Annotated in this window: 27 protein-coding genes and 4 pseudogenes; 21 read left to right on the top strand and 10 right to left on the bottom strand. The window is 69.1% G+C overall.

The genetic code is table 11. The features are described from left to right. Positions 1 to 130: 130 nt before the first annotated feature. Together ACFYXB_RS38050 and ACFYXB_RS38055 are read right to left on the bottom strand one after the other, a co-directional pair. Positions 131 to 449 (bottom strand): annotated as a pseudogene (locus ACFYXB_RS38050) (IS5/IS1182 family transposase); the annotation flags it as partial. 55 nt (positions 450 to 504) lie between these two features. Continuing rightward, positions 505 to 1629: an SMI1/KNR4 family protein gene (locus tag ACFYXB_RS38055; protein WP_389589567.1), complete on the bottom strand. Its 1125-nt coding sequence runs from the start codon at positions 1627 to 1629 to the stop codon at positions 505 to 507. Positions 1630 to 1798: 169 nt separating this feature from the next. Here ACFYXB_RS38055 and ACFYXB_RS38060 point away from each other — a divergent pair, with 169 nt between their 5' ends. Together ACFYXB_RS38060 and ACFYXB_RS38065 are read left to right on the top strand one after the other, a co-directional pair. Then, the gene (locus ACFYXB_RS38060) at positions 1799 to 2563 is read left to right on the top strand and encodes a transposase family protein (protein ID WP_389589568.1); all 765 of its coding nucleotides are present in this window, start codon (positions 1799 to 1801) and stop codon (positions 2561 to 2563) included. A 324-nt stretch (positions 2564 to 2887) separates the two neighbouring features. After that, positions 2888 to 3259, top strand: a pseudogene (locus ACFYXB_RS38065) (TraR/DksA family transcriptional regulator). 120 nt (positions 3260 to 3379) lie between these two features. On the opposite strand, the gene ACFYXB_RS38070 reads toward ACFYXB_RS38065, so the two are convergent. Beyond that, a complete protein-coding gene (locus ACFYXB_RS38070) occupies positions 3380 to 4039 on the bottom strand; it encodes a response regulator (RefSeq protein ID WP_389589569.1) in 660 nt (219 codons plus the stop codon). A gap of 2 nt (positions 4040 to 4041) precedes the next feature. Further along, positions 4042 to 4989 (bottom strand): HAMP domain-containing sensor histidine kinase, encoded by a 948-nt coding sequence (locus ACFYXB_RS38075; RefSeq protein WP_389589570.1) that lies wholly within the window; start codon positions 4987 to 4989, stop codon positions 4042 to 4044. 272 nt (positions 4990 to 5261) lie between these two features. On the opposite strand from ACFYXB_RS38075, the gene ACFYXB_RS38080 reads away from it, so the two are divergent. Both ACFYXB_RS38080 and ACFYXB_RS38085 read left to right on the top strand, forming a co-directional pair. Next, positions 5262 to 5570 (top strand): DUF3040 domain-containing protein, encoded by a 309-nt coding sequence (locus ACFYXB_RS38080; RefSeq protein WP_389589571.1) that lies wholly within the window; start codon positions 5262 to 5264, stop codon positions 5568 to 5570. 103 nt (positions 5571 to 5673) lie between these two features. Then, positions 5674 to 6990: a cation:proton antiporter gene (locus ACFYXB_RS38085; protein WP_389589572.1), complete on the top strand. Its 1317-nt coding sequence runs from the start codon at positions 5674 to 5676 to the stop codon at positions 6988 to 6990. 597 nt (positions 6991 to 7587) lie between these two features. Here ACFYXB_RS38085 and ACFYXB_RS38090 read toward each other — a convergent pair. Next, a complete protein-coding gene (locus ACFYXB_RS38090; protein ID WP_389589573.1) occupies positions 7588 to 7848 on the bottom strand; it encodes an ATP-binding protein in 261 nt (86 codons plus the stop codon). Positions 7849 to 8018: 170 nt separating this feature from the next. Between ACFYXB_RS38090 and ACFYXB_RS38095 the strand changes: the two genes are divergently transcribed. From ACFYXB_RS38095 to ACFYXB_RS38130, 8 genes and pseudogenes are all read left to right on the top strand, one after another. After that, positions 8019 to 8309, top strand: a complete 291-nt coding sequence (locus ACFYXB_RS38095) for a DUF1876 domain-containing protein (protein WP_389589574.1) — start codon at positions 8019 to 8021, stop codon at positions 8307 to 8309. 82 nt (positions 8310 to 8391) lie between these two features. Then, the gene (locus ACFYXB_RS38100; protein WP_389589575.1) at positions 8392 to 8850 is read left to right on the top strand and encodes an Hsp20/alpha crystallin family protein; all 459 of its coding nucleotides are present in this window, start codon (positions 8392 to 8394) and stop codon (positions 8848 to 8850) included. Positions 8851 to 9181: 331 nt separating this feature from the next. Next, positions 9182 to 9477: pseudogene (locus ACFYXB_RS38105) on the top strand (zinc ribbon domain-containing protein YjdM); the annotation flags it as partial. A 172-nt stretch (positions 9478 to 9649) separates the two neighbouring features. After that, positions 9650 to 9991, top strand: coding sequence for an ArsR/SmtB family transcription factor (locus ACFYXB_RS38110; protein ID WP_389589576.1), 342 nt, complete (start codon positions 9650 to 9652; stop codon positions 9989 to 9991). Further along, positions 9988 to 11712 (top strand): SulP family inorganic anion transporter, encoded by a 1725-nt coding sequence (locus ACFYXB_RS38115; protein ID WP_389589577.1) that lies wholly within the window; start codon positions 9988 to 9990, stop codon positions 11710 to 11712. The genes ACFYXB_RS38110 and ACFYXB_RS38115 overlap by 4 nt, the downstream gene beginning before the upstream one ends. Then, a complete protein-coding gene (locus ACFYXB_RS38120; protein WP_389589578.1) occupies positions 11709 to 12119 on the top strand; it encodes a pyridoxamine 5'-phosphate oxidase family protein in 411 nt (136 codons plus the stop codon). Before ACFYXB_RS38115 ends, ACFYXB_RS38120 begins: the two co-directional genes overlap by 4 nt. Next, entirely contained in the window at positions 12119 to 12544 is a 426-nt protein-coding gene (locus ACFYXB_RS38125; RefSeq protein ID WP_389589579.1) for an ATP-binding protein, read from the top strand. Before ACFYXB_RS38120 ends, ACFYXB_RS38125 begins: the two co-directional genes overlap by 1 nt. 36 nt (positions 12545 to 12580) lie before the next feature. Then, the gene (locus ACFYXB_RS38130) at positions 12581 to 12994 is read left to right on the top strand and encodes an STAS domain-containing protein (protein WP_389589580.1); all 414 of its coding nucleotides are present in this window, start codon (positions 12581 to 12583) and stop codon (positions 12992 to 12994) included. Positions 12995 to 13006: 12 nt separating this feature from the next. Here ACFYXB_RS38130 and ACFYXB_RS38135 read toward each other — a convergent pair whose 3' ends face one another. After that, entirely contained in the window at positions 13007 to 13501 is a 495-nt protein-coding gene (locus ACFYXB_RS38135) for a 2-phosphosulfolactate phosphatase (protein WP_389589581.1), read from the bottom strand. Between the two features lie 336 nt (positions 13502 to 13837). Further along, a complete protein-coding gene (locus ACFYXB_RS38140; RefSeq protein WP_389589582.1) occupies positions 13838 to 14023 on the bottom strand; it encodes a hypothetical protein in 186 nt (61 codons plus the stop codon). Between the two features lie 214 nt (positions 14024 to 14237). Here ACFYXB_RS38140 and ACFYXB_RS38145 point away from each other — a divergent pair, with 214 nt between their 5' ends. After that, positions 14238 to 14588: a metalloregulator ArsR/SmtB family transcription factor gene (locus ACFYXB_RS38145; RefSeq protein ID WP_336542276.1), complete on the top strand. Its 351-nt coding sequence runs from the start codon at positions 14238 to 14240 to the stop codon at positions 14586 to 14588. Here ACFYXB_RS38145 and ACFYXB_RS38150 read toward each other — a convergent pair. Next, a complete protein-coding gene (locus tag ACFYXB_RS38150) occupies positions 14585 to 14965 on the bottom strand; it encodes a hypothetical protein (protein ID WP_389589583.1) in 381 nt (126 codons plus the stop codon). The genes ACFYXB_RS38145 and ACFYXB_RS38150 overlap by 4 nt on opposite strands. A gap of 99 nt (positions 14966 to 15064) precedes the next feature. On the opposite strand from ACFYXB_RS38150, the gene ACFYXB_RS38155 reads away from it, so the two are divergent. Beyond that, positions 15065 to 15484 (top strand): ankyrin repeat domain-containing protein, encoded by a 420-nt coding sequence (locus ACFYXB_RS38155; RefSeq protein ID WP_389589584.1) that lies wholly within the window; start codon positions 15065 to 15067, stop codon positions 15482 to 15484. Between the two features lie 27 nt (positions 15485 to 15511). Here the strand turns inward: ACFYXB_RS38155 and ACFYXB_RS38160 are convergent. Both ACFYXB_RS38160 and ACFYXB_RS38165 read right to left on the bottom strand, forming a co-directional pair. Next, positions 15512 to 16721: pseudogene (locus ACFYXB_RS38160) on the bottom strand (IS110 family transposase). 177 nt (positions 16722 to 16898) lie between these two features. Continuing rightward, the gene (locus ACFYXB_RS38165) at positions 16899 to 17057 is read right to left on the bottom strand and encodes a hypothetical protein (RefSeq protein WP_389589585.1); all 159 of its coding nucleotides are present in this window, start codon (positions 17055 to 17057) and stop codon (positions 16899 to 16901) included. Positions 17058 to 17400: 343 nt separating this feature from the next. Here ACFYXB_RS38165 and ACFYXB_RS38170 point away from each other — a divergent pair, with 343 nt between their 5' ends. From ACFYXB_RS38170 to ACFYXB_RS38200, 7 genes are all read left to right on the top strand, one after another. Next, on the top strand, positions 17401 to 18207 hold the full coding sequence (locus ACFYXB_RS38170; RefSeq protein WP_389589586.1) for a S1 RNA-binding domain-containing protein: 807 nt from the start codon (positions 17401 to 17403) through the stop codon (positions 18205 to 18207). Positions 18208 to 18493: 286 nt separating this feature from the next. Then, on the top strand, positions 18494 to 18958 hold the full coding sequence (locus tag ACFYXB_RS38175; protein WP_389589607.1) for a DUF2199 domain-containing protein: 465 nt from the start codon (positions 18494 to 18496) through the stop codon (positions 18956 to 18958). Beyond that, positions 18958 to 19620, top strand: a complete 663-nt coding sequence (locus ACFYXB_RS38180; RefSeq protein WP_389589587.1) for a hypothetical protein — start codon at positions 18958 to 18960, stop codon at positions 19618 to 19620. Before ACFYXB_RS38175 ends, ACFYXB_RS38180 begins: the two co-directional genes overlap by 1 nt. A 409-nt stretch (positions 19621 to 20029) precedes the next feature. Then, the gene (locus ACFYXB_RS38185) at positions 20030 to 20521 is read left to right on the top strand and encodes a hypothetical protein (protein WP_389589588.1); all 492 of its coding nucleotides are present in this window, start codon (positions 20030 to 20032) and stop codon (positions 20519 to 20521) included. Positions 20522 to 20583: 62 nt separating this feature from the next. Continuing rightward, positions 20584 to 21534, top strand: a complete 951-nt coding sequence (locus ACFYXB_RS38190) for an RNA-binding protein (protein ID WP_389589589.1) — start codon at positions 20584 to 20586, stop codon at positions 21532 to 21534. Between the two features lie 276 nt (positions 21535 to 21810). Further along, positions 21811 to 22782, top strand: coding sequence for a site-specific integrase (locus tag ACFYXB_RS38195; protein WP_389589590.1), 972 nt, complete (start codon positions 21811 to 21813; stop codon positions 22780 to 22782). Between the two features lie 815 nt (positions 22783 to 23597). After that, a complete protein-coding gene (locus ACFYXB_RS38200) occupies positions 23598 to 24623 on the top strand; it encodes a hypothetical protein (RefSeq protein ID WP_389589591.1) in 1026 nt (341 codons plus the stop codon). Positions 24624 to 24652 lie beyond the last annotated feature (29 nt).

A 24652-nucleotide genomic window follows, 5' to 3' on the forward strand; every position in this document is an offset into this window, starting at 1 on the left:
GGGCGAGGCCCAGAACGACAAGAGCCGTATGACGGGAGACTGTCACGTACGGTTCCGTGGGAGCCCGGGGGTGAGAATCCCCCGGGCGACCCGACTACTAGTGAGCGTTTTTCATCCTCGGTCTGACTGGTCAGATGCAAGTGGGGACGGCCTGAACCAGGGTGGTGATGCGGATGTTGGAATACCTCAGCTGCCGCAGCAGCCGCCAGTCCTTCAGCGTGGCCGTGGCCTGCTCGCCCAGGGCCCGGATCTTCCCATGGGGGACGTTCACCGCCTGCTGAACCTGCGGACCGGTTGTCCCACTGGCTGCGGTAGGGCACCAGGACCGCGGGGCCGGTACCTTGGTGCCCCTTGTCCCCCTTGTCCGCGATGCAGATCGCCTCCGCTTCCACGAATGAGCCGCGCGCCGAGATCGCAGAAGCCTGCCGTGGAGCGGCGGCGACAGGGTGGGGTGTGCTGATGGAGTCGGCTACCTACCTCGAACTCGACCGATGCGGCGCTGAATCATTGGTCATCAGCGGCTGGTTCTGCGTCGTAGGGCTCGAATTCGATGTAGTCGAGAGGGTCCTCGTCGCGGCGTCCGAGCGGGGGCAGGCCCTCGGTCGCGTACCGGCCGCGCAGCCACTCCAGCAGGGTTTTGGTGAGGTCGGTGTTGAGCGGTGGGCCTTGGTCGGCATGGCGCGGTACGACGATCAATGGCCAGTCGTCCGGCGTGGCACCTTCGGTCAGCCAGCACAGTTGGTCGCCGTCGATGGAGTCGGCGAAGGGCAGGAATCCCCCGGGCTCGGGATAGACAGCCAGGGGATGATACTCAGGGAACTTGGCTCGCTGCCCCTGGTAGGTCTCCGCGTACCACTCGGCCCACGGTGCGAGCGCGTACTGGTCCTCGCCGAAGGGGATGTTGAAGCGCAGCCAGCCGCACCAGGAGCCGGCCCCGTACCGCTCCATCAGTCGTACGTACTCGCCGGGCAGACGTGTACCCAGCCGTTCGTACAGCCAGTCCCAGCTGTGCTTACCGAGCGCGGGTGTCTCCGGCGGCGGGACGAGTGCGATCAAAGTCTCCAGCCCGCTGCCTGTGGTGAGCGCCGCCCGCTGCTGAGCGGTTGGCTCCGGTCGCCGAGGCGGCGGTGTCCACGGGGTGCGCTCCAGGTCGGTTTGCATGCCACTTCGGGCGGCCACCGGGCGCATGCCGTCGGCCACGAGCCTGGCCAGCGTCGGCACGAGCGGGGTCGCGAAGCGCCGCCAGGGGTCGCGGCCCGCGTTCTCGTCGTCCTGACAGTGCATGACGACCGGCCACTGGTCGGGGTCGTCGGATGCGGTGGTGTCCCAGTAGAGGGTATCGGCGGTACGGGTGGCGCCGAAGGGAAGGACGCCGGGGGCGTTACGCCGAGTCTGCTGGACCCAGGCCCCATAGTCGAACCAACCGCGGTTGACGCATGGCATGTGAAGCCAGAGCCAGGCGCCAATGTCGAGTGGGCCGTACGCGGCGGCGATGGCCTTGTAGTCGGCGGGCAGGCTCGTCCCCAACCAGGACTCGACTGCCGCCCAGTCGACAGGTACGGCGTAGTCGGCCGGCGGATCGCCGAAGATCTCGGCGAAGGCGTTGACGTGCGGGTCTGAAGCATTCACGGGTCTATAGACCTTTACCGGGAGCGAACGGGTGTTGACCGGGAGGGCGGGGAAGCACATGAGCTCCTTCCAACCTGCGGCAAGGACAGGGTGGTTGGGCTGACAATGTGGTGAAGCCCCTGGTAGATGGGTTTTCGACCAAGAGAACCGTCTCCACCAGAGGCTTCGCATGCTTGTCTACCCGTCGGGCGTCGACGTGTCCAGTTCTGCCCTACGCTTCCTGTCCACCCGTCTGCGGCAGCACCGTCGCGCGATCGGCTCCCACTGGCGGCGTCTGAGCGCCGGCCGGCAGGCCCTGCTCACGCTCGCCCACCTGAGGGTGGGACACACGTATGCCCAGCTCGCGGCCGAGTTCGGCGTCGGGATCACGACCGCCTACCGGTATGTCACCGAGGCTGTCGAACTCCTGGCCGACCTCGCGCCCACCCTGACCGACGCGATACGGGCCGCGTCGACGAAGGCGTTCGTGATCCTCGACGGCACGCTCCTGCCGATCGACCGCATTGCCGCGGACCGGCCTTTCTACTCTGGGAAACACAAGAAGCACGGCATGAACGTGCAGGTCCTCACGGATCCCTTCGGCCGACTGCTGTGGGCCTCACCGGCCCTGCCCGGCGCCGTCCACGATGTCCGCGCGGCTCGCGAACACGGCATCGTCGACGCCCTCGCCGAGACCGGCGTCCAGTGCTGGGCGGACAAGGCGTATCGGGGCACCGGCGGCACGGTCCGTACCCCCTGCTGGGGTCGCTGGGAAATCCTTTCCGCCGGTCAGAAGGCCGTAAACCGGTCCCACGCGAAAATCCGCGCACTCGTCGAGCAGGCCATGGCTACCCTCAAAGCCTGGAGACTCCTCCGCAAGCTCCGGTGCTCGACCACCCGCATCACCGCTCTCGTCCAGGCCGTCCTCGCCCTGCATCTGGCCAGCTCAGAGTGAGATGGAAAGAGCTCAGTGTCGTTAGGCTGACCGTTCTGACTGATGCGGGGGATGACCGCTGTGGGGTCTGCCCCGGGAGCCGAATCCGGGTCAAGGAACGGGCAGTGGACGACACTCATCTCCTTCGCCGTCTACATGGCCGAGCCCACTGCGAATTGGGTGCTGGGGCCGATGGCCGCCCGCCGCTTGAGCGACAAGGGTGGAGCCATAAAGCATCCGCCGACCCCATTGCCACAGCCGCAGACGCCTCTGGCACGGCAGCACATGAAACTGCGTTCGGCTGTGCAGCCATGAAGAGGCTCGGCCGTATGGAGGCATGAGGAAGTGAACAACCAGGTCATCGCCGCCGAGAATGCGGGCCTGCGCCCCGAGTACCTCGCCGCGTTGCGTGAAACGTTGCATGAGCAGCGCCTGTTCCGCCAGGAGCAACTGCGGCAGATCGCAGCGTCCTCCCAGCCGCGAGCCGACCACATGCGCTGGTAGCAGGCCGCTTCGCAGATCGAGGTCCACGTCAAGCTCGCCGCTTCGGCCCGGATGGTCCTTGCCGACGTGGAAGCGGCATTGAATCGGATGGACCAGGGCCGCTACGGCAGGTGCCACCTGTGCGCCAAGCCCATCGCACTGGACCGCCTCAAGATCATGCCGCACGTCCGCTACTGCGCACGCTGCCACCAACTTCGGGAAGCAGGACAGTGACGGGCACCAGGCTCCGGAGTCGTCCTTGACGTTCCTGCTGTCGCCTTCGTTCAAGCCGAGTGCCGTGGTGCCGCAGGTCCTCTGCCCGTGGGAGGTGGGTCGGCTGCAGTGAGGTTCGGGCTATGGCTCGATGAGCCCGGCGCGGATGGCGTAACGGGTGAGTTCGAGGCGGTCTTTGAGGCCGAGTTTCTGCAGCAGGTTGGCGCGGTGGCGTTCGACGGTCTTGACGCTGATGACGAGCATGTCGGCGATCTGCTGGGAGGTGTGGCCTTCGGCGACGAGTTTGAGGATTTCCTCTTCGCGGTCGGTGATGGCCCGCTCGGGCACGGGCTCACCGTGCCGGGCTCGGTCGAGGTAGTTGCGGACCAGGGCATTGACGGCACCTGGGTAGAGGAAGGGCTCGCCGCGCACGGTGGCGCGGCAGGCTTCGACGAGGTCACGGTCGGCGACGGACTTGAGGACGTAGCCGGAGGCGCCGGCTGCGAGGGCTTCGAAGAAGTACTGCTCGTTGTCGTACATCGTCAGCATGAGGAGGCGGATGTCGGGCTGGGTGCGGGAGAGCTCGCGGGCGGCCTGCAGACCGGTCATGCGGGGCATGGCGATGTCGAGGATGGCCAGGTCCGGGCGGTGGGTGCGGGCGGCTTCGAGCGCCTCGGCGCCGTTGCCGGCTTCGGCGACCACGGTCAGGTCGGGCTCGGCATCAAGGATTAGGCGGACTCCGCGGCGGACCAGAGCGTGGTCGTCGGCGAGCAGGATGCGGGTTTCGGTCGCCTCGGGCATAGTCAGTGGCTCCCGTGGTGGGTAGGGACGACGAGACGTACCTCGGTGCCGCTGTCGGGGCCGGGGCCGAGGGTGAGGTCGGCGCCGATGAGCAGGGCACGTTCGCGCATGCCGCTGATGCCGGCCCCCTCGGGAGCGCCGCGGATGCCGTGGCCGTCGTCGTGGACGCTCAGCTCCACGCCTGCGGGGGTGTGCATAAGGGTGAGGTCGACGCGGCGGGCGCCTGAGTGGCGGGCGGCATTGGTCAGGCCTTCCTGGGCGACGCGGTAGAGGACGAGTTCGGTGTCCCGGCTCAAGGGAGACAGGTCGGCGTCGATGTGGTGGCGTACGGCCAGGGCGGGGCCCGTGAACTCGCCGGTGAGGGCTTTGAGGGCGCTGGTCAGTCCGAGTTCTTCCAGGACGCCGGGGCGCAGGCGGCGGGCGATGCGACGGATTTCGTCGAGGCCGGCGCGCGTGCTCTCCTGGACCTGGTGGAGTTCTTCACGTACGGCGGGTGGTGCGTGATCAGCGACGCGTTTGAGTTCGAGCAGGACGGCGGTGAGGGTCTGGCCGACCTCGTCGTGGAGTTCCTGGGCGATGCGGTGGCGTTCGGCTTCCTGTGCGGACAGGGCGCGGGCGGCGCTGGTGGCGCGTTCGGCCTCCAGCCGGTCGAGCATGGCGTTGAAGGTCGTGATCAGTTCGGCGACCTCACCGCGACCGCCGACAGCCGGGCGCGTTCCCGGCCGCAGCAAGTCGGTGGTGGTCATGGCGCGCGTGAGGCGTTGCAGGGGGGCGAGCCCGACGCGCAGCAGCACGCCATTGGCGATCAGCATCGCGGCCAGTCCGACGGTGAGGACGGCGGCCTCGGTGAGCAGAACGGGGGTGGAGACGGTGACCGGTCCCAGCAGCAGGGCGGTCGCTGCGGTCAGCACCACGGCGTTGAGCAGGAAGATCCGCCAGAACAGGGGCATCGACCCACCTCTCCTCCCGTCGCTGTGCCAGCGGCTGTGACCGGCCTGGCTCGCCCACCGGTGTAGGTGCCCCGGCCGACGAGGGGCCCTCGGCCTTCAAAGTCAGCCTGCGGGGTGCGGTGCGCTGGTGTCCATCGGTGCCGACGCCCACGTACCGGGCCGGTTGTGGGGGTCGGGCACCTACGGAATGGGTGCTGGACCCGATGGTGGTGCCACGAGGCCGCGTGTGAAGGTGGCAAAGACCCCGCATCAGGGCCACGGAGGGAGGAGCCATGGCACAGCCCAAGACCGATCCGCTGCGTGATCTTGAGGCACAGACGCAGCAAAGCGACTCGCATTTTGCCCGCGGTTTGCAAAAGGGGCGCCCACGCCAGCCTCGCGAGTACCGGCGAAGGCGCGGCCCGGCTCGGGCGCTGCTGGCACTCTCTTTGGCGTTGCTGGTCACGGGCATCGTGCTGCCTCAGGGGCTGCTTCTTGCGGCCAGCCTGGTCACGGCGGGAGTGGCGATGTATCTGCTCACGCCGCCATACGACTCAGACCACCCTGACCTCCCCTTATGCGCGCCCGTGCGCTCCGCCTGACCACGAGTACCGAACCCTGACCGACCCCGGAACAAAGGAGGATGTATCGGATTCCGTCACTTTCGGCATGCTATGCCCGCCGCACTGCGGAAGGTGGTGACCCGTGGGACATGCTGACACCCTGCTCGCCATGGGCGGCGCCTTCCTGGCCGCCGCCGTCTTCGCCCGCCTCGGCAGGCGGATCGGCCTGCCGACCATCCCGCTGTTCATGCTCGCCGGCATCCTGCTCGGCCCCCACACCCCAGGCCCGGTCCTGGTCGAGGACCCGCACGACTTCGAGATGCTCTCCGCGCTCGGGCTGGTGCTCCTGCTGTTCTACCTGGGCCTGGAGTTCCACCTCGACGATCTCAAAAGCGGCGGCAGGCGCCTGCTGGCCGCGGGCGGAACCTACCTGCTGCTGAATGTCGGCACGGGTCTGGGATTCGGATTCGCCCTGGGATGGGGAGCACGGGAGGCCCTGGTCCTCGCTGGCGTCCTGGGCATCTCCTCCTCCGCGATCGTCACCAAGATCCTCGTCGACCTCGGCCGCATCGCTCGCCCCGAGACCCGACTCATCCTGGGGGTCACCGTCGTCGAGGACATCTTCCTCGCCCTGTACCTTGCCGCGCTCCAGCCCGTCCTCGGCGGCGCCCAGGGCATCGCGGACACGATCCTCCAGGCGGCCAAGGCGTTCGCATTCCTGATGGTGCTGGCCATCGCGGCCCGCTACGGCACCCGCCTGATCGGGCGCCTGATCGCGGTGCGCGACAACGAACTGCTGGTCATCAGTTTTCTCGGCGCCGCGATCCTCATCGCCGGCGTCTCCGAGGTCCTCGGGGTGGTCGACGCCATCGGCGCCTTCATGGTCGGCCTGATCCTCGCTGGAACCCCCTCCGCTCCGCGGATCCGTGAACTGGTGCATCCGCTGCGCGACGCCTTCGCCGCGATCTTCTTCTTCGCCTTCGGCCTGGCCATCAACCCAGCAGACATCGCCTCCGTCGCCGTACCGGTCGCCGCCGCCGTCGCACTGACCATCGCCATGAACGTGGCCGCGGGACTGTGGGCAGCACGCCTGTACCGCTACGGCCCTCAGCCCGCCGCGAACATCGCCACCACGCTCCTCGGGCGTGGCGAGTTCGCGCTGATCCTGGCCGCCATGGCCGCCAGCGCCGGACTCGACGGCCGCCTCGCCCCGTTCATCGCCAGCTACGTCCTCGTCCTCGCCGTCCTCGGCCCCATCGTCGCCGGGCGCGCGCACCTGCTCGCCCGCGCCCTGCACGCCGCACACTCCCTGCTGCCCGGCGGCCGAGCCTGCCACCCCACGGCCGCCGTCCCGCACGCCGACCAGGCACCGGACCCGCCCGACACCACCGCTTCCCGTTCCACCAGCGACAACACTCCGCCGGCCTCGTCCGCCCTGTCCGCGGAAGCGGAGCGATAGCGCCAGCCCCGAACGGGGCAATGCCGCCAGCCGACGGCCACACGCAGGCACCATGCGCGAGACCGCCCCAACTACGGGGTCCCCGTGGCCGGGAAGGCGCGCCGGTGCGCGTGCATCAACTGCTCCCAGCCGTTGCCGGTGCGGTCCCGCGGTGACAGGCGGTTCTGCTCCACGCGGTGCAAGGCCGCCGCACGGCGGTGGCGCCGCCACCAGGTCGAGGCCGGCAGCGGCCTCCTGAGGGTCCTGGCAGAACACACCCGGGGGCTGCGGGCCGCGGTCGACGGTGAAGGTGAAGAACGAGCAGCAGCCGCTCTCGCGGGCCACGAGGTCGCGCACGGTCTCCGCCGCGCGCTTCCTGCCGGTGCGCATCAGTTCCAGACGCAGCCGCTCCGGCCGGGAGGAGCCGGCCAGTCGCTCGGCGAACAGCGTGTCGAACTCCGCGACCCGCAGCGGCTGCTCGGTGGTGGGGCGTTCCGCATGTCGTACTACTGGGCCGTCGTCGTGCCCCACGCGTTGCTGCCGATGACGCCGCCGAGCGAGCACTCGCCGGGCGGTGACGGTTCGGATCCGAACTTCAGGCCGGTCGCCGCACACCGACTACTGCATGGCCGCGGGCGGGAGAGGCTGCTCCGCCCAGATGGTCTTGCCTGGGTGTCGTGGCGAGTACCCCGGCCGATGGGCCAGGAGGCTCACCATCGCAAGGCCGCGTCCTCCCTCGTCGGTCTCGGCGGCGCGGCGGACCTGGGGCGTGGCGGTGCTGCTGTCGGAGACCTCGCAGATGAGGGACTGGCTGTGGAGCAGGCGGAGTCGGATCGGCCCTCGTGCATGGCGGGCGGCGTTGGTGGCCAGTTCGCTCACGAGCAGTTCGTCGCGCCGCAGGCGGTGGCCTCCCAGCGGCTGACGGCATTCGCCGACGGGGTCCGGCGCCGTATCGAGGAGGAGACCCGGGCCTTGGCCGCGGACCTGCGGTGCTGTGAGCGGACCGCGTCCGGATCACGCCGGTCTGTACCGAGATGAGGAGGAAAGTGATGCCGCATACCGTGGAGTGGAAGGTTCACCTCTACCTTTTCGAGGACGAGGGAACGACGAAGGCACGTGTGGTGCTGGACACCCCAGCCAGGGCGCTCACCGGCCACAGGGCCGCGCGCTGCAACCCCGTGGACACGGATGTGCCGGAGATCGGTGACGAACTGGCGGCGGGCAGGGCCATGTGCGACCTCGGCCGGCAGCTGGTGGATGCCGGCGAGCGTGACATCGACGGCATGGGCGCACCGGCGACCGGGCCAGGTACGCGCCCGACGGCGGGATGGCCCGGGTGACCGACCGCGGCGCAGCGACCGAACCTCGCGGATGCCCGGCGGGGCGGGCGCGCCGACGCAGCGCAAACAAGGAGGACGACCGATGACACTTCCCGTCCGACGCAGCAGGGGCGCTCTCCCGGTGTGGGACCCCTTCCGCGAACTCGAAGATCTGCACACCCGGATGGACCGGCTCATGCAGTCCGCCTTCCCCGGTGGCGGTGAGTTCGGCGCGGCCGAGGGGTGGGCGCCCCTGGCCGATGTCGAGTACACCGAGGACGCCTACCTGGTGGAGCTGGAGCTTCCCGGTGTGGGCAAGGACCAGATCACCGTGGAGGTCACCGCCTCCGAGCTCGATGTCCACGGCGAGATCAGGGAGAAGGAACGCACCGGCGTGGTTCGGCGGCACACCCGCCACATCGGGCAGTTCGACTACCGCACGAGTCTGCCGCCGGATTCCGACACCGAGCACATCAGTGCCGAGCTGACCAACGGAGTCCTCACCGTGCGTGTCCCGAAGGCCGAGCAGGCCAGGCCGCACCACATCGAGATCGCCGGCTGAGCCGGAAGCGGGACCCGTTGCCGAGGGCCGTGCGGGCCACGGCAAGCCGACGTCCTTGATTCCGTCCGCGAAGGGCCGCCGGTCCTGCCGTCGGCCCTTCGCCCGATCCCGGTCCGGCGATGCCTTATGGACCGGTGGGGGAAGTCCGTGAGTCGTCGGTCCGGTACGCGATGTGCTCGGCGACCGAGACCACGCCGTCGACGCTCCTGCGTTCGGTACAACTGCGTCACCGTGCTGCCAGAACCCGGTCGCTCCACGGTCGAGCCGCATCAGCGCTGCCCTCTCCTTGTGAGGAAAGCCTCCCACGGCGAGATCATTTGTCAGACACGGCCTAGCAGTGTGCCCGGAGTGCGGCCACGAATGGGTTCCCGCCGAGGCCGGTGCCGAGAGCGGCGACTTCGCCGGGGAGCGCGTCGTCAAGGACGCCGTCGGCAACCTGCTGCAGGGCGGCGACACCGTGGTCGTCGTCAAGGCGCTCAAGGTCAAGGGCAGTCCCTCGGGGATCAAGGCCGGCACCAAGGTGCGCAACATCCGGCTGTCGACGGGGTGGACGGCCACGACATCGACTGCAAGATCGACGGCTTCGGGGCGATGCAGCTCAAGTCGAGCGTGGTCAAGAAAGCCTGACCCCGAGACGGGCGCCCCCCTGCACGGAGGGGTGACCAGGGCTGTAGCAGGATGCCGAATTGCATAATTTCGCAATTGGTTAGATGCTTTGTTGGCTGTGCTTGCAGGTAGCCGCGGGCACAGCCTTTCGCGTCCGCCCCCGGGTGGGGCTCGTAGGGGAAGCCGAGGAGTCGTGTCCATTCCGCTGTACCAGGCCAAGGCCGAGTTCTTCCGGATGCTGGGGCATCCGGTCCGGATACGGGTGCTGGAGCTGCTGCAGGACGGGCCGACGCCGGTACGGGACTTGCTCACCGCCATCGAGGTGGAGCCCGCCGGCCTGTCGCAGCAGCTGGCGGTGCTGCGCCGCTCGGGCATCGTCACGTCGACGCGGCAGGGTTCGACCGTCGTCTACGAGCTGGCCGGCGGAGACGTGGCCGACCTGATGAAGGCGGCGCGCCGGATCCTGACCGAGATGCTGACCGGGCGGAACGAGCTGCTGGCCGAGCTGCGGGAAGCCGAGGTCGTCGCGCGATGACCACGGCATTCGGCCGGGTGTGGGCCCGGATCGCCGCCCTGCTGCCCGGCCGCACCGATCTGGCGGAGATACGGCGTGACCCGCGCCGGGACCTGCTGGCCGGCCTGACCGTCGCCGTCGTCGCCCTGCCGCTCGCGCTGGGCTTCGGCGTCTCCTCGGGGCTCGGCGCGGAGGCGGGCCTGGCGACCGCGGTGGTCGCCGGTGTCCTCGCCGCGGTCTTCGGCGGCTCGAATCTGCAGGTGTCCGGCCCGACCGGCGCGATGACGGTGGTACTCGTACCGATCGTGGGCCAGTACGGGCCGGCCGGGGTGCTCACCGTCGGCCTCATGGCGGGCGTCATGCTCGTCGGCCTGGCGGCACTGCGGGCCGGCAAGTACATGCAGTACGTGCCCGCCCCCGTCGTCGAGGGCTTCACTCTCGGCATCGCCTGCGTGATCGGCCTGCAGCAGATCCCGAACGCCCTTGGCGTGACCAAGCCCGAGGGCGATCGCGTCCTGGTGGTGACGTGGCGAGCGGTCGAGGAGTTCGCCAAGGCCCCGAACTGGACGGCGGTCGGCTTCGCGATCGCGGTGGCCGTCGCCATGCTGCTCGGCGCCCGGTGGCGGCCGACCGTCCCGTTCTCCATCCTGGCCGTGATCGCTGCGACGGTCGTGGCCGAGCTCGCGCACCTGGACACGGCGAAGCCGATCGGCGATCTGCCGTCCGGGCTGCCCGTGCCGTCGCTGTCCTTCCTCGACCTTGGCTCACTCGGCACCCTGCTCGCCCCGGCCGTGGCGGTCGCCGCCCTGGCCGCGCTCGAATCGCTGCTGTCGGCGTCGGTGGCCGACGGCATGACGGTCGGCCAGCGGCACGACCCGGACCGCGAGCTCTTCGGTCAGGGCCTGGCCAACATCGCTGCCCCGCTGTTCGGCGGTGTCCCGGCGACCGGCGCGATCGCCCGCACCGCCGTCAACGTGCGCACCGGCGCGAGCTCCCGGCTGGCCGCACTCACCCACGCCGCCGTCCTGGCCGTGATCGTCTTCGCGGCGGCACCCCTCGTCTCGAAGATCCCGCTGGCCGCCCTGGCGGGCGTCCTGCTGGCCACGGCGATCCGCATGGTCGAGGTCGGCTCGCTGCGGGCGATGGCCAAGGCGACCCGCTCGGACGCGCTCATACTCGTCCTCACCGCGGCCGCCACGCTCGCCCTCGACCTCGTCTACGCGGTCATCATCGGCCTGGTCGTGGCGGGCGCGCTCGCCCTGCGCGCCGTCGCCAAGCAGGCCCGCTTCGACCAGGTGCCCCTCGACAGGGGCGACCACAGCGCCGAGGAACACGCGCTGCTGGCCGAGCACATCGTGGCGTACCGCATCGACGGCCCGCTGTTCTTCGCCGCCGCGCACCGCTTCCTGCTGGAGTTGACCGAGGTGGCCGACGTCCGGGTCGTCATCCTGCGCATGTCCCGGGTCTCCACGATGGACGCCACCGGGGCGCTGGTCCTCAAGGACGCGGTGGAGAAACTTCACCGGCGCGGCATCCTCGTGCTCGCCTCGGGCATACGCCCGAGCCAGCTCCAGGTCCTCGACTCCGTGGGCGCCCTGGAGCTGCTGCGCCACGAGGGCCGGGAGTACGCCACCACCCCCGAGGCGATCCGGGGCGCGCGCGATCACCTGGAGAAGGCCGGGGTCCTGCCCGCCGTCCCGGCCCAGCCGGCCACAGCCACCAGCGAGGAAGCAGTCCGATGAGTACCCGTCCCGCCGTACTGCGTATGACCGAGGTCTCCGGTCCGGAGGCCGTGTGGCTGCTGGAGGGCAGCAGCCTGGGGCGGCTGGTGTACGTGCAGCGCGAGCAGGCCGTTGTCCGTCCCGCTCGGCACGTGTGGGAGTTCGGCAGCCTGATCGTCCGCACACCCACCCCAGCCGCGGCGGTGTCTGTGTCCGCGACGTACCAGGTGGACGAGGTGGGCGCTGTGACAGGTACCGGCTGGACCGTCACCGCTTCCGGGCCCGCCGACGCGATCACCGATCCGGACGAGGCCGCCCACTACAAACGCACCCTGCCCGGCTGGGTCCACGGTCCGCACGACACACTCGTCCGCATCCGCCCGCAGACCGTGACCGGCTTCCGCTTCGCCCAGGGTACGGAGGGCTGATGTCCACCCAGCTAGAAGCCCTGCCCTACCGGCACGTGGTCACGCTGCCCGCCGAGCCGTCGGCCGTCCGGATAGCCCGCGAGGCGGCCGAACAGGCACTGGTGGAGTGGGGGATTGGCCTGCGCCACCCAACCGTGGACCCGGCCCTGCTGATCGTCAGCGAGCTGGTCACCAACAGCGTGCGGCACGCTGCGGTCCTCTCCCCACAGGTCACGGTGATCTACGCGGCAGGCCCGGACTGCCTCGCCTTCGCCGTCCACGACCGCCACCCCTACCAGCCCGCGCTGTACGGGGCCGTCACGGGAACCGGGGCCGGGGGGCTGGGCACCGTCATGGAGCTGGTCCTCGGTCTGGGCGGTACGGCCGTCGTCCGCGCGGATGCCGATGGCGGCGGTAAGAGCATCTGGATCACCCTCCCCCTCTGAATCCAACCGGGCCGCACGGCAAGGAAGTCCACCACCATGACCATCGACTGGCGCTACACCGCCGAGGAGAACCTCGGCATCCTCTCCGTCGCCGGATACCTCGGCCCCGACGCCGTCCGCCGCTTCACCGGCGCGGTCGGCTGGGCGCTGGTGCGCGGCACCGGCCCGGTCATCGTCGATCTGACCGAGCTGCGTAGCTGGTCGGCCGAGGGACAGCTGGCGATCATCGACGCCGCCCGCCGCCTCGCCCAGGCAGGCCGTGGTCTGGAGCTGGCCGCCATTCCCGCCGACGGGTCTCTCGTCCCCGCCGGGGGCTGCCCGCCCATCCCGGTCCATGCCGACCTGGCTGCCGCGCTTGCCGCGCACGACTCAGAGCACGGGGAACAGGTGGAGGGGCGTCACGAGTGGCGCACCACGGGGTGGCCGGATGGAGATGAGCCGGGCAACTGACCTCGCCGGCTCTCACCCCGAGGCGAAGGCACCGTCGCCGTCCCGTACGGGCACGAGGGCGGAAGCGTCCTCCTCGGTGGCGATCGCCACGTCCTCGACGAAACCCATCGCGGCCAGCTGACGGCCGGAGGCGCTGGTGGCGACCGCGTGGGCGAGGTCGGCGGTGCCTTCGTAGCACGCCTTCGCGGCGGCGGCCTCCGTGGACAGCGGGCCCGCGCCCTGGGAGTACAGGTCGCAGATGAGGGCTCCGGCGCCGAGCAGGTCTTCCGCAGCGGGGCGCAGGCTGCCGTCCGGCCACAACTCGCCTGCAGCGATCACCGCGCCGGGGTGTTCGGGAGTGCCGTAGCCCCGCGCAGTGAGCCAGTTGCCGGCCGCGGTGATGTTGCGCAGGCAGGCGCCGACCACCCGCACAGCGGGCGGGGCGGCGGCCGCGATCGCGGCGCCGTTCGGCGACGGCAGCACCAGACGGGCCACGAAGGGGGCGGCACACAGGTGGGCGGGCGACAACGACCAGGGTGTGTCCGACGTGACGGCGTGGCGATGAACGGCCAGCCGGCCGCCCGATTGCCGGGCATACGCCGCAGCGGCCTGGGCGGCGCCGGTTTGTTCGACCTCGGTCGCGGGCCCGCCCGGCCACCAGAAGGGAAGGACACGGATCCCCCCTGTCGACGGCCACACTCACCGCCGTGGTGAACGACAGCACGTCCACAGCGACCAGACAGGCCGCCTCGCCCGCGAGATGGCTCGCACCTGAAGGACCCCACTCGAAGCGGATTCCGCTGCCTGACTGAACGTCCCAGTCACCCATTACGTCTCTCCCCCGCTTACCTGCCGTGCATGGGTTCAGTCGCGCTTGGTGTCCTGCGTCGACTGCGCACCACTGCCGCCCAGCGACAACCTCAACAGGCGGCTGTTGCCACAGCGCGGGCAGGCGCCGCCCGGGCCGACGGCGGTGGGGCGGCACTTGAGGCGGCAGGCGGGGCACTTGAGCCAGGTGACGCCGAAACCGCGCAGCGGCGTGATCCTCACGCGAACCTCCCTCACACGACCTCAGGAATTGCTAATATTAGCAATTCCTGAGGTCGTCACCGCTGGATTCGGCGGTACTCGTCCCCGGTGCGGATTCGGCCTGGCCGGTGCCGCAGGCGAGGATGGGCCGCATGTTCTTGACGAGTGAGTGGATGCGATACGCCAAGGCCCGGCCGGTGGGGCCGTGCTGCTGTACCGGGGAGGCGACGGCACGGTGAGTACGCCGCTGTACCAGCTGAAGGCCGAGTTCTTCAAAACCCTCGGCCACCCGGCCCGCATCCGCGTCCTGGAGCTGCTGAGCGAGCGCGAGCACGCGGTCGCGGAGATGCTGCCGGAGGTGGGCATCGAGCCGGCGCATCTGTCCCAGCAGCTGGCCGTGCTGCGGCGGGCGAACCTGGTCGTGACCCGCAAGGAGGGCTCGACCGTGTACTACTCGCTGACCAGCCCGCACATCGCAGAGCTGCTCAGGGTCGCCCGCACCATCCTGTCCGGCGTGCTCGCCGGGCAGGCAGAACTGCTCGCCGACCTGCAGGCGGCCCAGACACAGGCGAAACCGCCGTCCTAGCGACGGCCCTCAATCGGCAGCCGCCTCCTGGGAGTTGACAGCGCTCTGTGACATCGGGAGAGGAGGCGCTGGAGTGTGAGCAGGGGGGCGTTGGCGAGGGCGCCGATGGTGTGGAGGCCGTGGCGGGTCAGGAGGTCGGCGGTGGCGGGGCCGATGCCGGGCAGGGCGCGGACGGGGCGGGGGTTGAGGAAGGCGGCGATCGCGTCTGGGGTGGGTTCGATGATGGTAATGCGGCCGGGTGGGGTGGCGTAGGCGGCCATGGCGGCGATCAGGATGGAGTTGCCGCCACTGATGGTGGTCTGCGTGCCGTACAGCGCGGCGGCTCGGAGGGCGATGAGCTGGGCCAGGTCGCGGGGGTGGCGGTCGAAGTAGCGCAAGGCGCCTGTTGCGTCGAGGTCGGCGGCGGCCGGGGGCTGGGCCTGCCAGCGGGGGGTGCCCCTATGTCCTTCGTCAAGCCCGACGAGAGGATGGGCGTCATGACAGATGGCGACCAGGGGCGGGACAAGATGGGGCGCACTGCGGTGCACCATGCCGCGGCGCACGGTGACGTTGCCGGGCTGCGCGAGCTGTTGGCGGGTGGGGAGGATCCGGACGCTGTGGACACGGCGGGTTGGACCCCGTTGCACTTCGCCGCGCAGGCCCAGGACCCATTGGCCGCCGAGATGCTCCTGCCGGCGGGCGCGTTGGTGGACGTGGGCGATCAGCATGGTGGCACCGCCTTGTGGCGGGCCGTGTTCAGCTTCCGGGGCGAGGGCGCCACGCTGCGCGTGCTGCTGGAGGCCGGCGCTGATCTTGACCGGGAGAACTCGCACGGAGTGAGCCCGCGCGGCCTGGCCGGCAAGATCGCGAACTATGACGTGGCGGCCCACCTGCCTTGTGGTGAGGGATCCACGTAGTAAGCGCTGGCCTGCCTTCCGGCCTGGTCAGGCGACGGATGCTGGTCGTGATTCGTAGAAGGTGCCGTCGCGGAGCATGGCGAACAGGACGTCGACCCGGCGTCTGGCCAGGCAGAGGAGTGCTTGGGCGTGGCGCTTTCCCTGGCTGATCTTCTTGTCGTAGTAGGACCGGGAGGCTGGGTCGTTGAGCGAGGCGAACGCGGCCAGGAAGAATGCCCGTTTCAGCTGCTTGTTGCCGCGGCGGGACGGTTGCTCTCCGCGTATGGAGGAGCCGGAGTTGCGGGTCGCGGGGGCGAGGCCGGCGTAGGAGGCGAGGTGGGCGGCGGTTGGGAACGCATTTGCGTCGCCGACGTCTATCAGGATCCGAGCGCCGGTCCTGGTGCCGATGCCGGGCATGGAGGTGAGGAGCTTCGAGAGCGGGTGCTCGTCCAGCAGCTCTTGGATCCGCTTCTCCAGGAGCTTGCGCTGGTCGAAGACGGCTCGCAGGGAGCCGGCCAGGCTAGGCACGATCAGGGCGGCCGCGTCGGTGCCCGGCACGACGACGGTCTGCTCGTCGAGCGCGGTGTGGAGGTCCTCGACCAGGCGCTCGGCCATGCGCGGGGCCTTTGGCCGGGCGATGCTGAGCAGGCGGCGGCGTCCGGCCTTGCGCAGAGCGGCCGGTGAGCCGAACTGTTCTAGCAGTGCGAGGACGGCCGGGTGGTCGAGTCTTGGCCCCAGCACGCGCTCCAGGTGCGGGTGGATCTGGGTGAGGAGGCCGCGCAATCGGTTGGCGATGCGGGTCGCCTCGCCGGCCAGGTCGTCGTCGAAGCCGACGATCATCTCCAACTCGGCGATAGTCTCGTCGGTGAGCTCGATGGCGCGAAGGGTGTGTGTCATGGTGCGGGCGGCGTCCGCGATGATCGCGGCGTCGCGGGCGTCGGTCTTGGCCTCGCCGGGGTAGAGGTCGGCGATCCGGCGCATCGTCAGGCCGGGCAGGTAGGCGACGCGGCATCCGGCATCCGGCATCCCGGGCGACCGCGAGCGGCAGGGCGCCGATGGATGCCAGCTGGTCGACCACGACCAGGACGGTGCCGTGCTTGGCGGTGAGCTTGTCCAGCATGGCCCGCATCTTGGGTTCGCTGTTCGGCAGCCGCTTGTCGAAGACCCGTTTGCCGGCCAGGGGCAGGGCGGTCCCGTGGTGCTCGCCCTTGCCGACGTCCAGGCCGAGGAAGACGTCCACATCGCCGGTGTCGATCACGCTGGTCCCTTACGAGGTCGTGCTGTCCCGGCCTCGTTGGTGTGGCACCAGTCGCCGGCATCCACGTTACGAAGACCCTCCCAGCGAGCTGGTGGTCCTGCCCCTATCAGCGGTCTACCGATGCCTCCGGCCCGGTGACACCACCCCCCAGATCATGCGAACTACAGGGGGGAACAGTCATGCCGAGCCGGAGGCCGGGAGCCCCGTTGCGGGGCCACGAAGAAGGTAACGGGAGATCGTGTCGAGGACGGTCAGGAGCTGGTGGTAGAGGTCCTCATTGCCGCCGTGGTGGAAGTGGATGCGCAGGATGGCGCGCTCGTGGGTCATGGTGCTCACCCGGCGCTTCCGGGGTTCTCCAGATACCTCAGAGTGTCTCGGTTTCCTGCTGCGGACGGGTTCGTCACCATGGGCCGCGAGACGCACGCCGTTCGCAGCAGCATGACTATCCGCCTCCCAGCGCTTCGAGGGCTGCCGATGCACCTCTGAGATCAATATATCGAACATAAATCGAACATCGCGAGGTGAGTGAGGACTGCCCTTGTGCGACGGAGCACGCCAGATTGCGAGTGGAGCACGCCAACCTGCGAGTCGTATGGCCGTGGCACTCCGTGATACCGGTTCGCTGGACGGTCGTTGGAAACCCGCCTTGGAAGGTCCGTGCGGAAGTTAGGCTCCACCCATGTCCGAGCCCGTCCCCGATCCTCGTCTGAAGTCTCTGATCAACAAGCTCCGGCCGGGTTCCGTGAGGAGTGTGACGGTCGCAGGGTTCGACGGAGCGGACGTCCTTGTTCTCCTTGGGGAGTCGGGCGAGGAAGGTAGCGAAGTCGGCCGAATTTCCCGGCATGAGGTGTCGATCCGTCGCACCAACCATCCGTCCGAGATCTTCACGGTCGGCCAGCAGATCGAAGCCGAGGAGATTGGACGCTGGCGAGGGCAGCTGAACCTCTCGGCCCGTGCCTGCGAGAATCCGGAGCTACGCGCTTTCCTGGTGGCCATTCAGCCTGGACAGATCGTTTCCGGGACCGTGTCGGGGGTTCACAACTTCGGGGTCTTCGTTCATCTCGACGGCGAGCCCCAAGGGCTCTGCACTGGGTTCATTCGCGTGCCCGACCTGACGTGGGACTGGATCACTCACCCCTCGGAAGCAGCTGAGGTCGGCCAGCGGATCACCGGTGAGGTGATCATGTCTGAGACGCGCAGCGCCCAAGTCACGATCTCCTTGAAGGCCCTCCTGGAAGACCCCCTCGTCCGGTTCGCTGATCAGACTGGTCATGTCCTCAACGGGACTGTCACGAAGATCGTCCCGTTCGGCGTGTTCGTGCGACTCGGCCCCGGCATCGAGGGGCTTCTGCACGTCTCCGAGATGACCGACTCGCCAGTCGAAAGCCCAGCCCAACTCGTCAGCGAGGGAGACCAGATCACGGTGCGGGTTGCGGAAGTCGACCTTCAGCGACACCGCGTCAGGCTCCGCGCCCATGACTCCTGAGTCCGGGTCGCCACGCCGAACTCGCAACCTATCGTGCCCCGCCCTCGCGAACCATCGCGCTCCCCGAAGCCTGGGACCAGCTCACTCCTTACGATCACTCGCAAACAACCGTGGTCCGTCACACCTTGACATTCGAGCCACTGCGACTGAGCGTCTTGTAGGGCAGCGGGTCGGGAGGGGCTCCTGCCCGAGGCAGTGTCGGAACCCGTCACTAGGCTCCAGTGCCATGACCAGTGATCTCGGGTTCACCTGCTCGTGCTGCGGTGCCCACCACTCTGAGCTGCCGATGACCTACTCGGCCGAGGCCCCGGCTGTGTGGGATCCGACGTTCGCCGACGCCGACGACTGCCTGCTTTCCTCGGACCAGTGCGTGGTTCATACGCAGCACTACTTCGTGAAGGGCATGATCGAGATACCAATCGTCGGTAGCGACGAGGTGTTCTCCTGGGGTGTCTGGGTGTCGCTCAGCCGCGAGAACTACTCCCGCTCAGCGGACCTGTGGGACACGCTCGGCCGGGAGGCCGAGAAGCCGTACTTCGGCTGGCTGACCACTGATCTGCCGGTCTATTCGCCCACGACGCTCAATCTCAAGACCCACGTCCACACCCGCCCGGTTGGCGCGCGCCCCTACGTCGAACTGGAGCCCACCGACCATCCCCTCGCCGTCGAACAGCGCGCAGGGATCACCATGGACCGCGTGCGAGAGATCGCGGAGGCCGTGTTCCACTCCGGCAGCAGCGAGGAGCAGTGATGGCCGGCACATCGATGTCGTCGATCCCGGTCGCGCCTTCCGGCTTGAGCCGCAGAGCCCAGAGGTTCGTCGAAATGGACGGCATCCGTGTTCCGATGCAGGGCATCCAGCGCCACCGCGACGCCTGGGTCGGGCGCGGGATTCCCGCAGCGGAGATCGACCGGGCCATGGAATTTCAGGACCGCTGGGGCGGCCTTGCCCTGCCGCCGGCTCCGTTCTACGAGGGCGGCCCGCGCATCCTGGGCGCCGACTATCCCGAGGGCTCGGCGACGGAGGGCTGGTCGTTCCCGGCCGGGAGCGGGCGGGTGTCCATGGCCTACGGATTCATGATCGGACCTGAAGGCGAGTTCGGGATTGATGCCAACCGCTGGACGCCCCTGCACTCCAACACGGACGGATGGGTGGAGTCCTTGGCGCTCGCCGCCCATGCCGGACGCTGGGCCAAGACCGTCACCAAGATCAGGGGCAAGGCCGTCGAGTCCCTGGACCTCGGCGGGTACGAGCCGGTACCTGAAGTGCAGGGCCTGACCGACACGTGGTGGCGAGGCGAGGGCTCGCTGATCGCCCTCTACCACGGCGAAGCTGTTGGCCTTGACGCACCTCAATGCCTTGAGGCTCACCTCTACGGAGGCCTCGACGAGTGGGGCGTCCACGGCGGCTAGTGCTGTGACCGGATAGGTTCGCCGGGTTCACAGACGGGGAGTGGGCCCTGGCGGGCACAGGGAGGCGGGCGATGAGTGACAACTACCTGACGGTGATTCCGGCTGATCCGTACTGGCAGCCCGGTAGGGAGGCGGCGGATCGTGCTGCTGCCGTGCTGTCCGGGATGCTTCCCGACGACGAAGCCCGCCGTGGTCTGGAAGCCAAGTGGCACGACAGCGTTGAGATGGTCTTCTGCGGTGCCAACCTGGGGAGGATCTCCTGCCCGCACTGGGCCTGCCTGACGGCGGGTTTGTCGTCGCCGCGTCTCGCGTCCGCCGGCACGAGGACACGCACCAGGTCCAGGTCTTCGACGCGCTCGGCCGCGAGACCTCGTCCTTCTCCGTCGGGGACGCCATCGAGCACCTGCTCGTGGACGAGGCCGGCCAGATCTGGGTCGGGCACTTCGACGAGAACCCGATCGGGATCCACCGCTGGAGCTCCACAGGTCGGCACACCTGGACGTCAGACGACGCGGGCATCCCCGGTCTCTTCGACTGCTATGCCCTGAACGTGTCGGGCACCGCCGCCTGGGCGTGCCCCTACACGGACTTCCCGCTCGTCGAGATACGCCCCGACCGCACCGATCGGCCCGTAAGGGTGTGGGCGAACCGCGTGCGGGGCTCCCACGCGGTGGCCGTCCACGGTGAGCGAGTCGCCTTCTACGGCGGCTACGGCGAGGAGCGGAACCGACTCGCCCACGGAGAGATCAGTGAAACATCCGTCGAGCCAACGAACGTCGGCCTGCTCACCCTGCCCGATGGCTCTGCCCCCGGCCGCCGGCGGGTTGTCGGCCTAGGAAGCAGGATCTACGTCCAGGCCGAACCGTTCACCACCTGGGGCGTGTTCGACCTCAGCAGCTGATACCCAGCACTGGAAAGGCCATTTCTAACGCTGGCATCCCATCTGACCGCGCAGGGAGTAACGTGCCGCCGTCCTTCGTCTACCGGATCACCAAGTACGACCCCGCCGACCGTGACGAACACGGTCACTACACCGGTGCCGAGGAGGCGGTCAGTGACCATGGGCCGGTCGAAGCCGCGTACCTCGCGGCGATCGCCGCCTTCGCGGACGCCTCGGGCATCGATCGGCTGGAGATCCGCGAGCCCGCAGTCACCGGGTTCGTCCACTTCGGCGTGGAGCCGTCGGATGGGAGACATGGCCTCGACGGGCTCTTCCCGCCCGACCTCTCCGGCTACCACGACGGGGCCGAGGTCTCCCTTCCGGTCGCTCTGGAGCTGGTCCGGGTCATGCTCCGCGACCAAGGTGCCTGGTGCCGTTTGGAGGCAGGGGACGTGTTCACCGTGCATGTCGGGTGGGACCAGTACGTGTATGTGAGCAGCGACCGGCTCTGCGCGGACGCCGTGGCCCGTACACGGGAACTCGGTCTCTACCCGGAACCGATGGCGACCTCCCCCTACGCGGCGGAGTTGGAGGAGCCGGACGTGACGGAGGCGGCCGACGAGGGGTTCTGGGAGCGCGTGCGCACCGTGCTGGCCTCACAGAAGGCAGTGCTCCTGGAGGAGGGCTACGTCCGCAACGCTGCACGCTTCCACCGCCTCACGCCGCAGAACCTCGACGCGGTGCGTACCGGTCTCAGCCCCCGCGCGCTGCTGACCGTCTGGCCTGACCTGAACGCCGATGTCGGCGCGGTCCTCGCCATGCTGCCAGAGGAGGGATCCGCGGAGTTCGTCTGGGAGACACAGGACGGGACGATCAGACACGCGGTCGTCGACGACACCGAGTACCAAGAGCTCGCCACCCTGGTGGCCGGCGCCCGGGCGGCCTGCGCCCTGCCCATGTACCTCGACGAACGCCACCCGCTTCTTTGCGCCGCCCTGCCCGACAGCGACGGCGTGCTGCGCGCCCGGTGGTGACCCCGTTCACGCCGGGTTGCCACAGACCGGCAGCTCGACTGACCCGGCGTCTGTGTCCTGAACCTTGCTGCGGCAGTTTCCTCTTCGGCCGTTTGTCCGTTGAACGGAATGTCGGATGATGGGGCCGCTCTCGGGGGTCTTGTGCAGTTGTTCTTCGCGGACCAGCGCCGGGTCTGGAAGGTGGGTGCGGTCGCGGGTCGGAGCTAGGCAGAGCTGAGCGAGCTCTTCGAGCGGCGCCGACTCCCCCGGGGCACCCCGATCCTGCTCGATGACACGATGCGTCCGGTCGAACCGCTGACCAGTTGGTTCCGGGCGATGGGGCTCGCGGGCCGCGATGCGAAGACTATGAAGGCCTACGCGTACACCGCGTTGATGTTGTTCAACTTCCTGGCCACCCGTAGCCGCGATTTCGCCTCGGCGAGCGAGGCGGACCTGCTGGAGTTTCGGTTGTGGCGGCGGGAGCAAGCCGAGGAGACGGTCGGACAGGCCGCTTGGGATCGTGATGCGGCGGCACTCGGCCAGCTCTACGACTTCCTGGTCCAGCGCGGTCAGGTCCCTGGGCGGCCTTGGCGCCCCACCGGCCGTACGGCCTCGCTGGGCAGCGGCGTCAGCCGTGACCTGCGTGTGCGCCACATGGAACTCGAGCAGTACCTGTTCTGCCGTGACGTTGGATTCGGGGGGCTGCGGCCGGACGCCAGCCTGGATGGGTGCACGGTCACCCGCGTGATCAAGGACATGGATCCTGAGCTGCGGCGCATCACCGTGCTGGAGACCGGGGACGGTCTGGATCCGCTCGCGGTATTCCTCGGGCAAAGCGGGGCGATGTTGTCGTTCTCCGGCTGGGACCGGGTGCGCTGGCGGGCCTGGGAACGGATGCAGCAGTGGTCGAGCGACCGGGAGGCCCCGGTCCTTCCGCGGCACTGCTGGTGCTATCACGATCTGCGGCACACGTTCGCCTTGCGGCTTCTCATCTACCTCACCCGTGAGGCCCGTGACGACATCAAGGCCCGGCAGCTGCCGATGGCGACGTTACTGGACCACATGACCGGCAACCCGCTGCTGGTCGTGCAGCGCCGCCTCGGCCACGCCCATCCCAGCACGACCTACCGCTATATCCGCTATCTCAAGGACCCGATGCGGGAGGTCGACGACGCGTTCCGGAACTGGGACGCGGCCGGTGGGGCCTCGTACATCGCCATCGCCCGTCACCTGTTGAACCTGGAGGAACCGGGTGCCCCGCAGAGGTGAGTACCGAGGAGGCTTTCCGCTTCCGGCTACGGCAGCATCGCCGAGCACGGCGCCGCGGATCGGCGTGCGCCAGGCAGTGTCGCTGGACACGGGGCGGCGCCCGGTCACCGTGACCTTCGACCCGAGCGGATATGCGTGCTCGCACCTGGCCGCTGAACTCGCGGATGAGTGGGTGGAGTTGATGGCAGCTGCCGTGCTGTCGACGGGAGCATGCCGCGGGTTCCGCAAGGCCATCAGCGACTTCTGCACGTACCTGGACTCGGCGGAGCCGAGAGCCGCAGAGGCCTCGTTGGCGGCGGTCGAACCCGATCTGCACGGTGCGGTCACGGAGTGGATCCGGCTGCTGCCGACCGCCTACCGAGCAGGTTCGCCGAGCCCGGCCTGGCTCGCCAGCCGGCTTCGGCAGTTGATCGCCCGTCGTATCGCCCACCCGGACCGCCCGGTGGCCGGACACCTGCATGGCTGGGTGAAGGGTGCGCTCGGCGTGAGCAAGGGGCAGTGCGTCGAAGTCGACGAGTTCAGTCGGGCCGACAAGAAGCAGATCATCCAGGCAGCTTGGGCAGCCCGGCGTGCGACCGAGGAGAGGATCATGAAGGGTTGGGCTCTCGCGGCCGTGGGGCGCGACCCGCGGGTCGACGGGTGGGCGGAGCCGGCCAACCTGCTGTGGGCCCTGGCTCACGGGGTGTGGACCTGCGAGGACATCGCGGAGCGCCTCCCGCCCCCCTGCGCAATGGTCGGCGCCGCTGCGCGAGCTCCTCCCGCCCGGCACCCTGCCGCAGCACACTTTCAACTGCCTGCTGCGGCACCTGGTCGGCATGCTCTACCCGCACAACCTCGACCTGCACAGCTATCGGATCCTGCTGATGGCAGCAACCGGCCGTACGTCGGAGGAAGTCGTGGCCCTGCACGAGGATGACATCGAGTACGGCCCCCGCAGTGTGCTGATCGACTTTACGAAGCAGCGAGCTCGGACCACACGCCGTAGCGCGTACAGCACACCGGCTCAGAAGGAAGATCGGGTGCTGCATCCCAGCAACCCCCGCCTGGATGTCGCCGAGGTGACCCGTTCCCTGCTGGCCCTGGCCCGTCCGCTAGCCGAACGCTCCGCCACCACGCCGGTCCCGCTCTTCCTGCGCGCCGCGGTCAGCCACCACACGATGACCGTGCAGTCCTTCCGCGGGACCGGCTCGGGACTGCGGCTCACCGACTGGCTGAACATCCACAACGTCCGCATCGACGGGCCGGCGGACATCCGCCGGCTGCGGAAGTCCGGCAAGGTTGAGAAGGCCCTGACCTTCAAGGGCCGCATCAGCGACATCGCCGACGACCACACCGAGGAGACGTTCCGCCGCAGCTACGCCCACGGCACCACGCTGCGCGTCATCGCAGGCCAGGTCATCACCACGGCCCAGCAGCACTGGCTGTCCAAGGCCCTCGCGGGCCCGGTCGTCCTCGACCAAGAACAGTCCCTCCAGGATCCGGACGCCGAAGCGGCACTGGGGCTATCGGCGCAGGACATCGAGCAGCTGCGAGCCGGTGAACTCGACATGGCGTCTCCAGTTGCCGCGACCCCTTCACTTCCCCGTTCGGGCGCCCGGGTCAGATGTGCCCGGTCGCCCCGACCCGCTGCCTGGAATGCCGCAATGCGTTCATCCTGCCGTCCAACCTTCCTCAACTTCTGCTGTTCGCCGCCCATCTGGAACAGCTGCGTCACCGGCTCGCCCCGCGCCACTTTCACGCTTTGTGGGGGCAGAGCCAGGCCAACCTCACCGAAGTTCTCGGCCTGCGTACCGGCGCCGAGATCTCCCGGGCGCGCCAGCGCATCGCCGACGAGGGCCTGACGCTGCAGCTCCCCATCTCCTCGCAGGCG

The sequence above is a fragment of the Streptomyces sp. NPDC002619 genome (genome assembly GCF_042889305.1).
Taxonomy (GTDB): Bacteria; Actinomycetota; Actinomycetes; order Streptomycetales; family Streptomycetaceae; genus Streptomyces.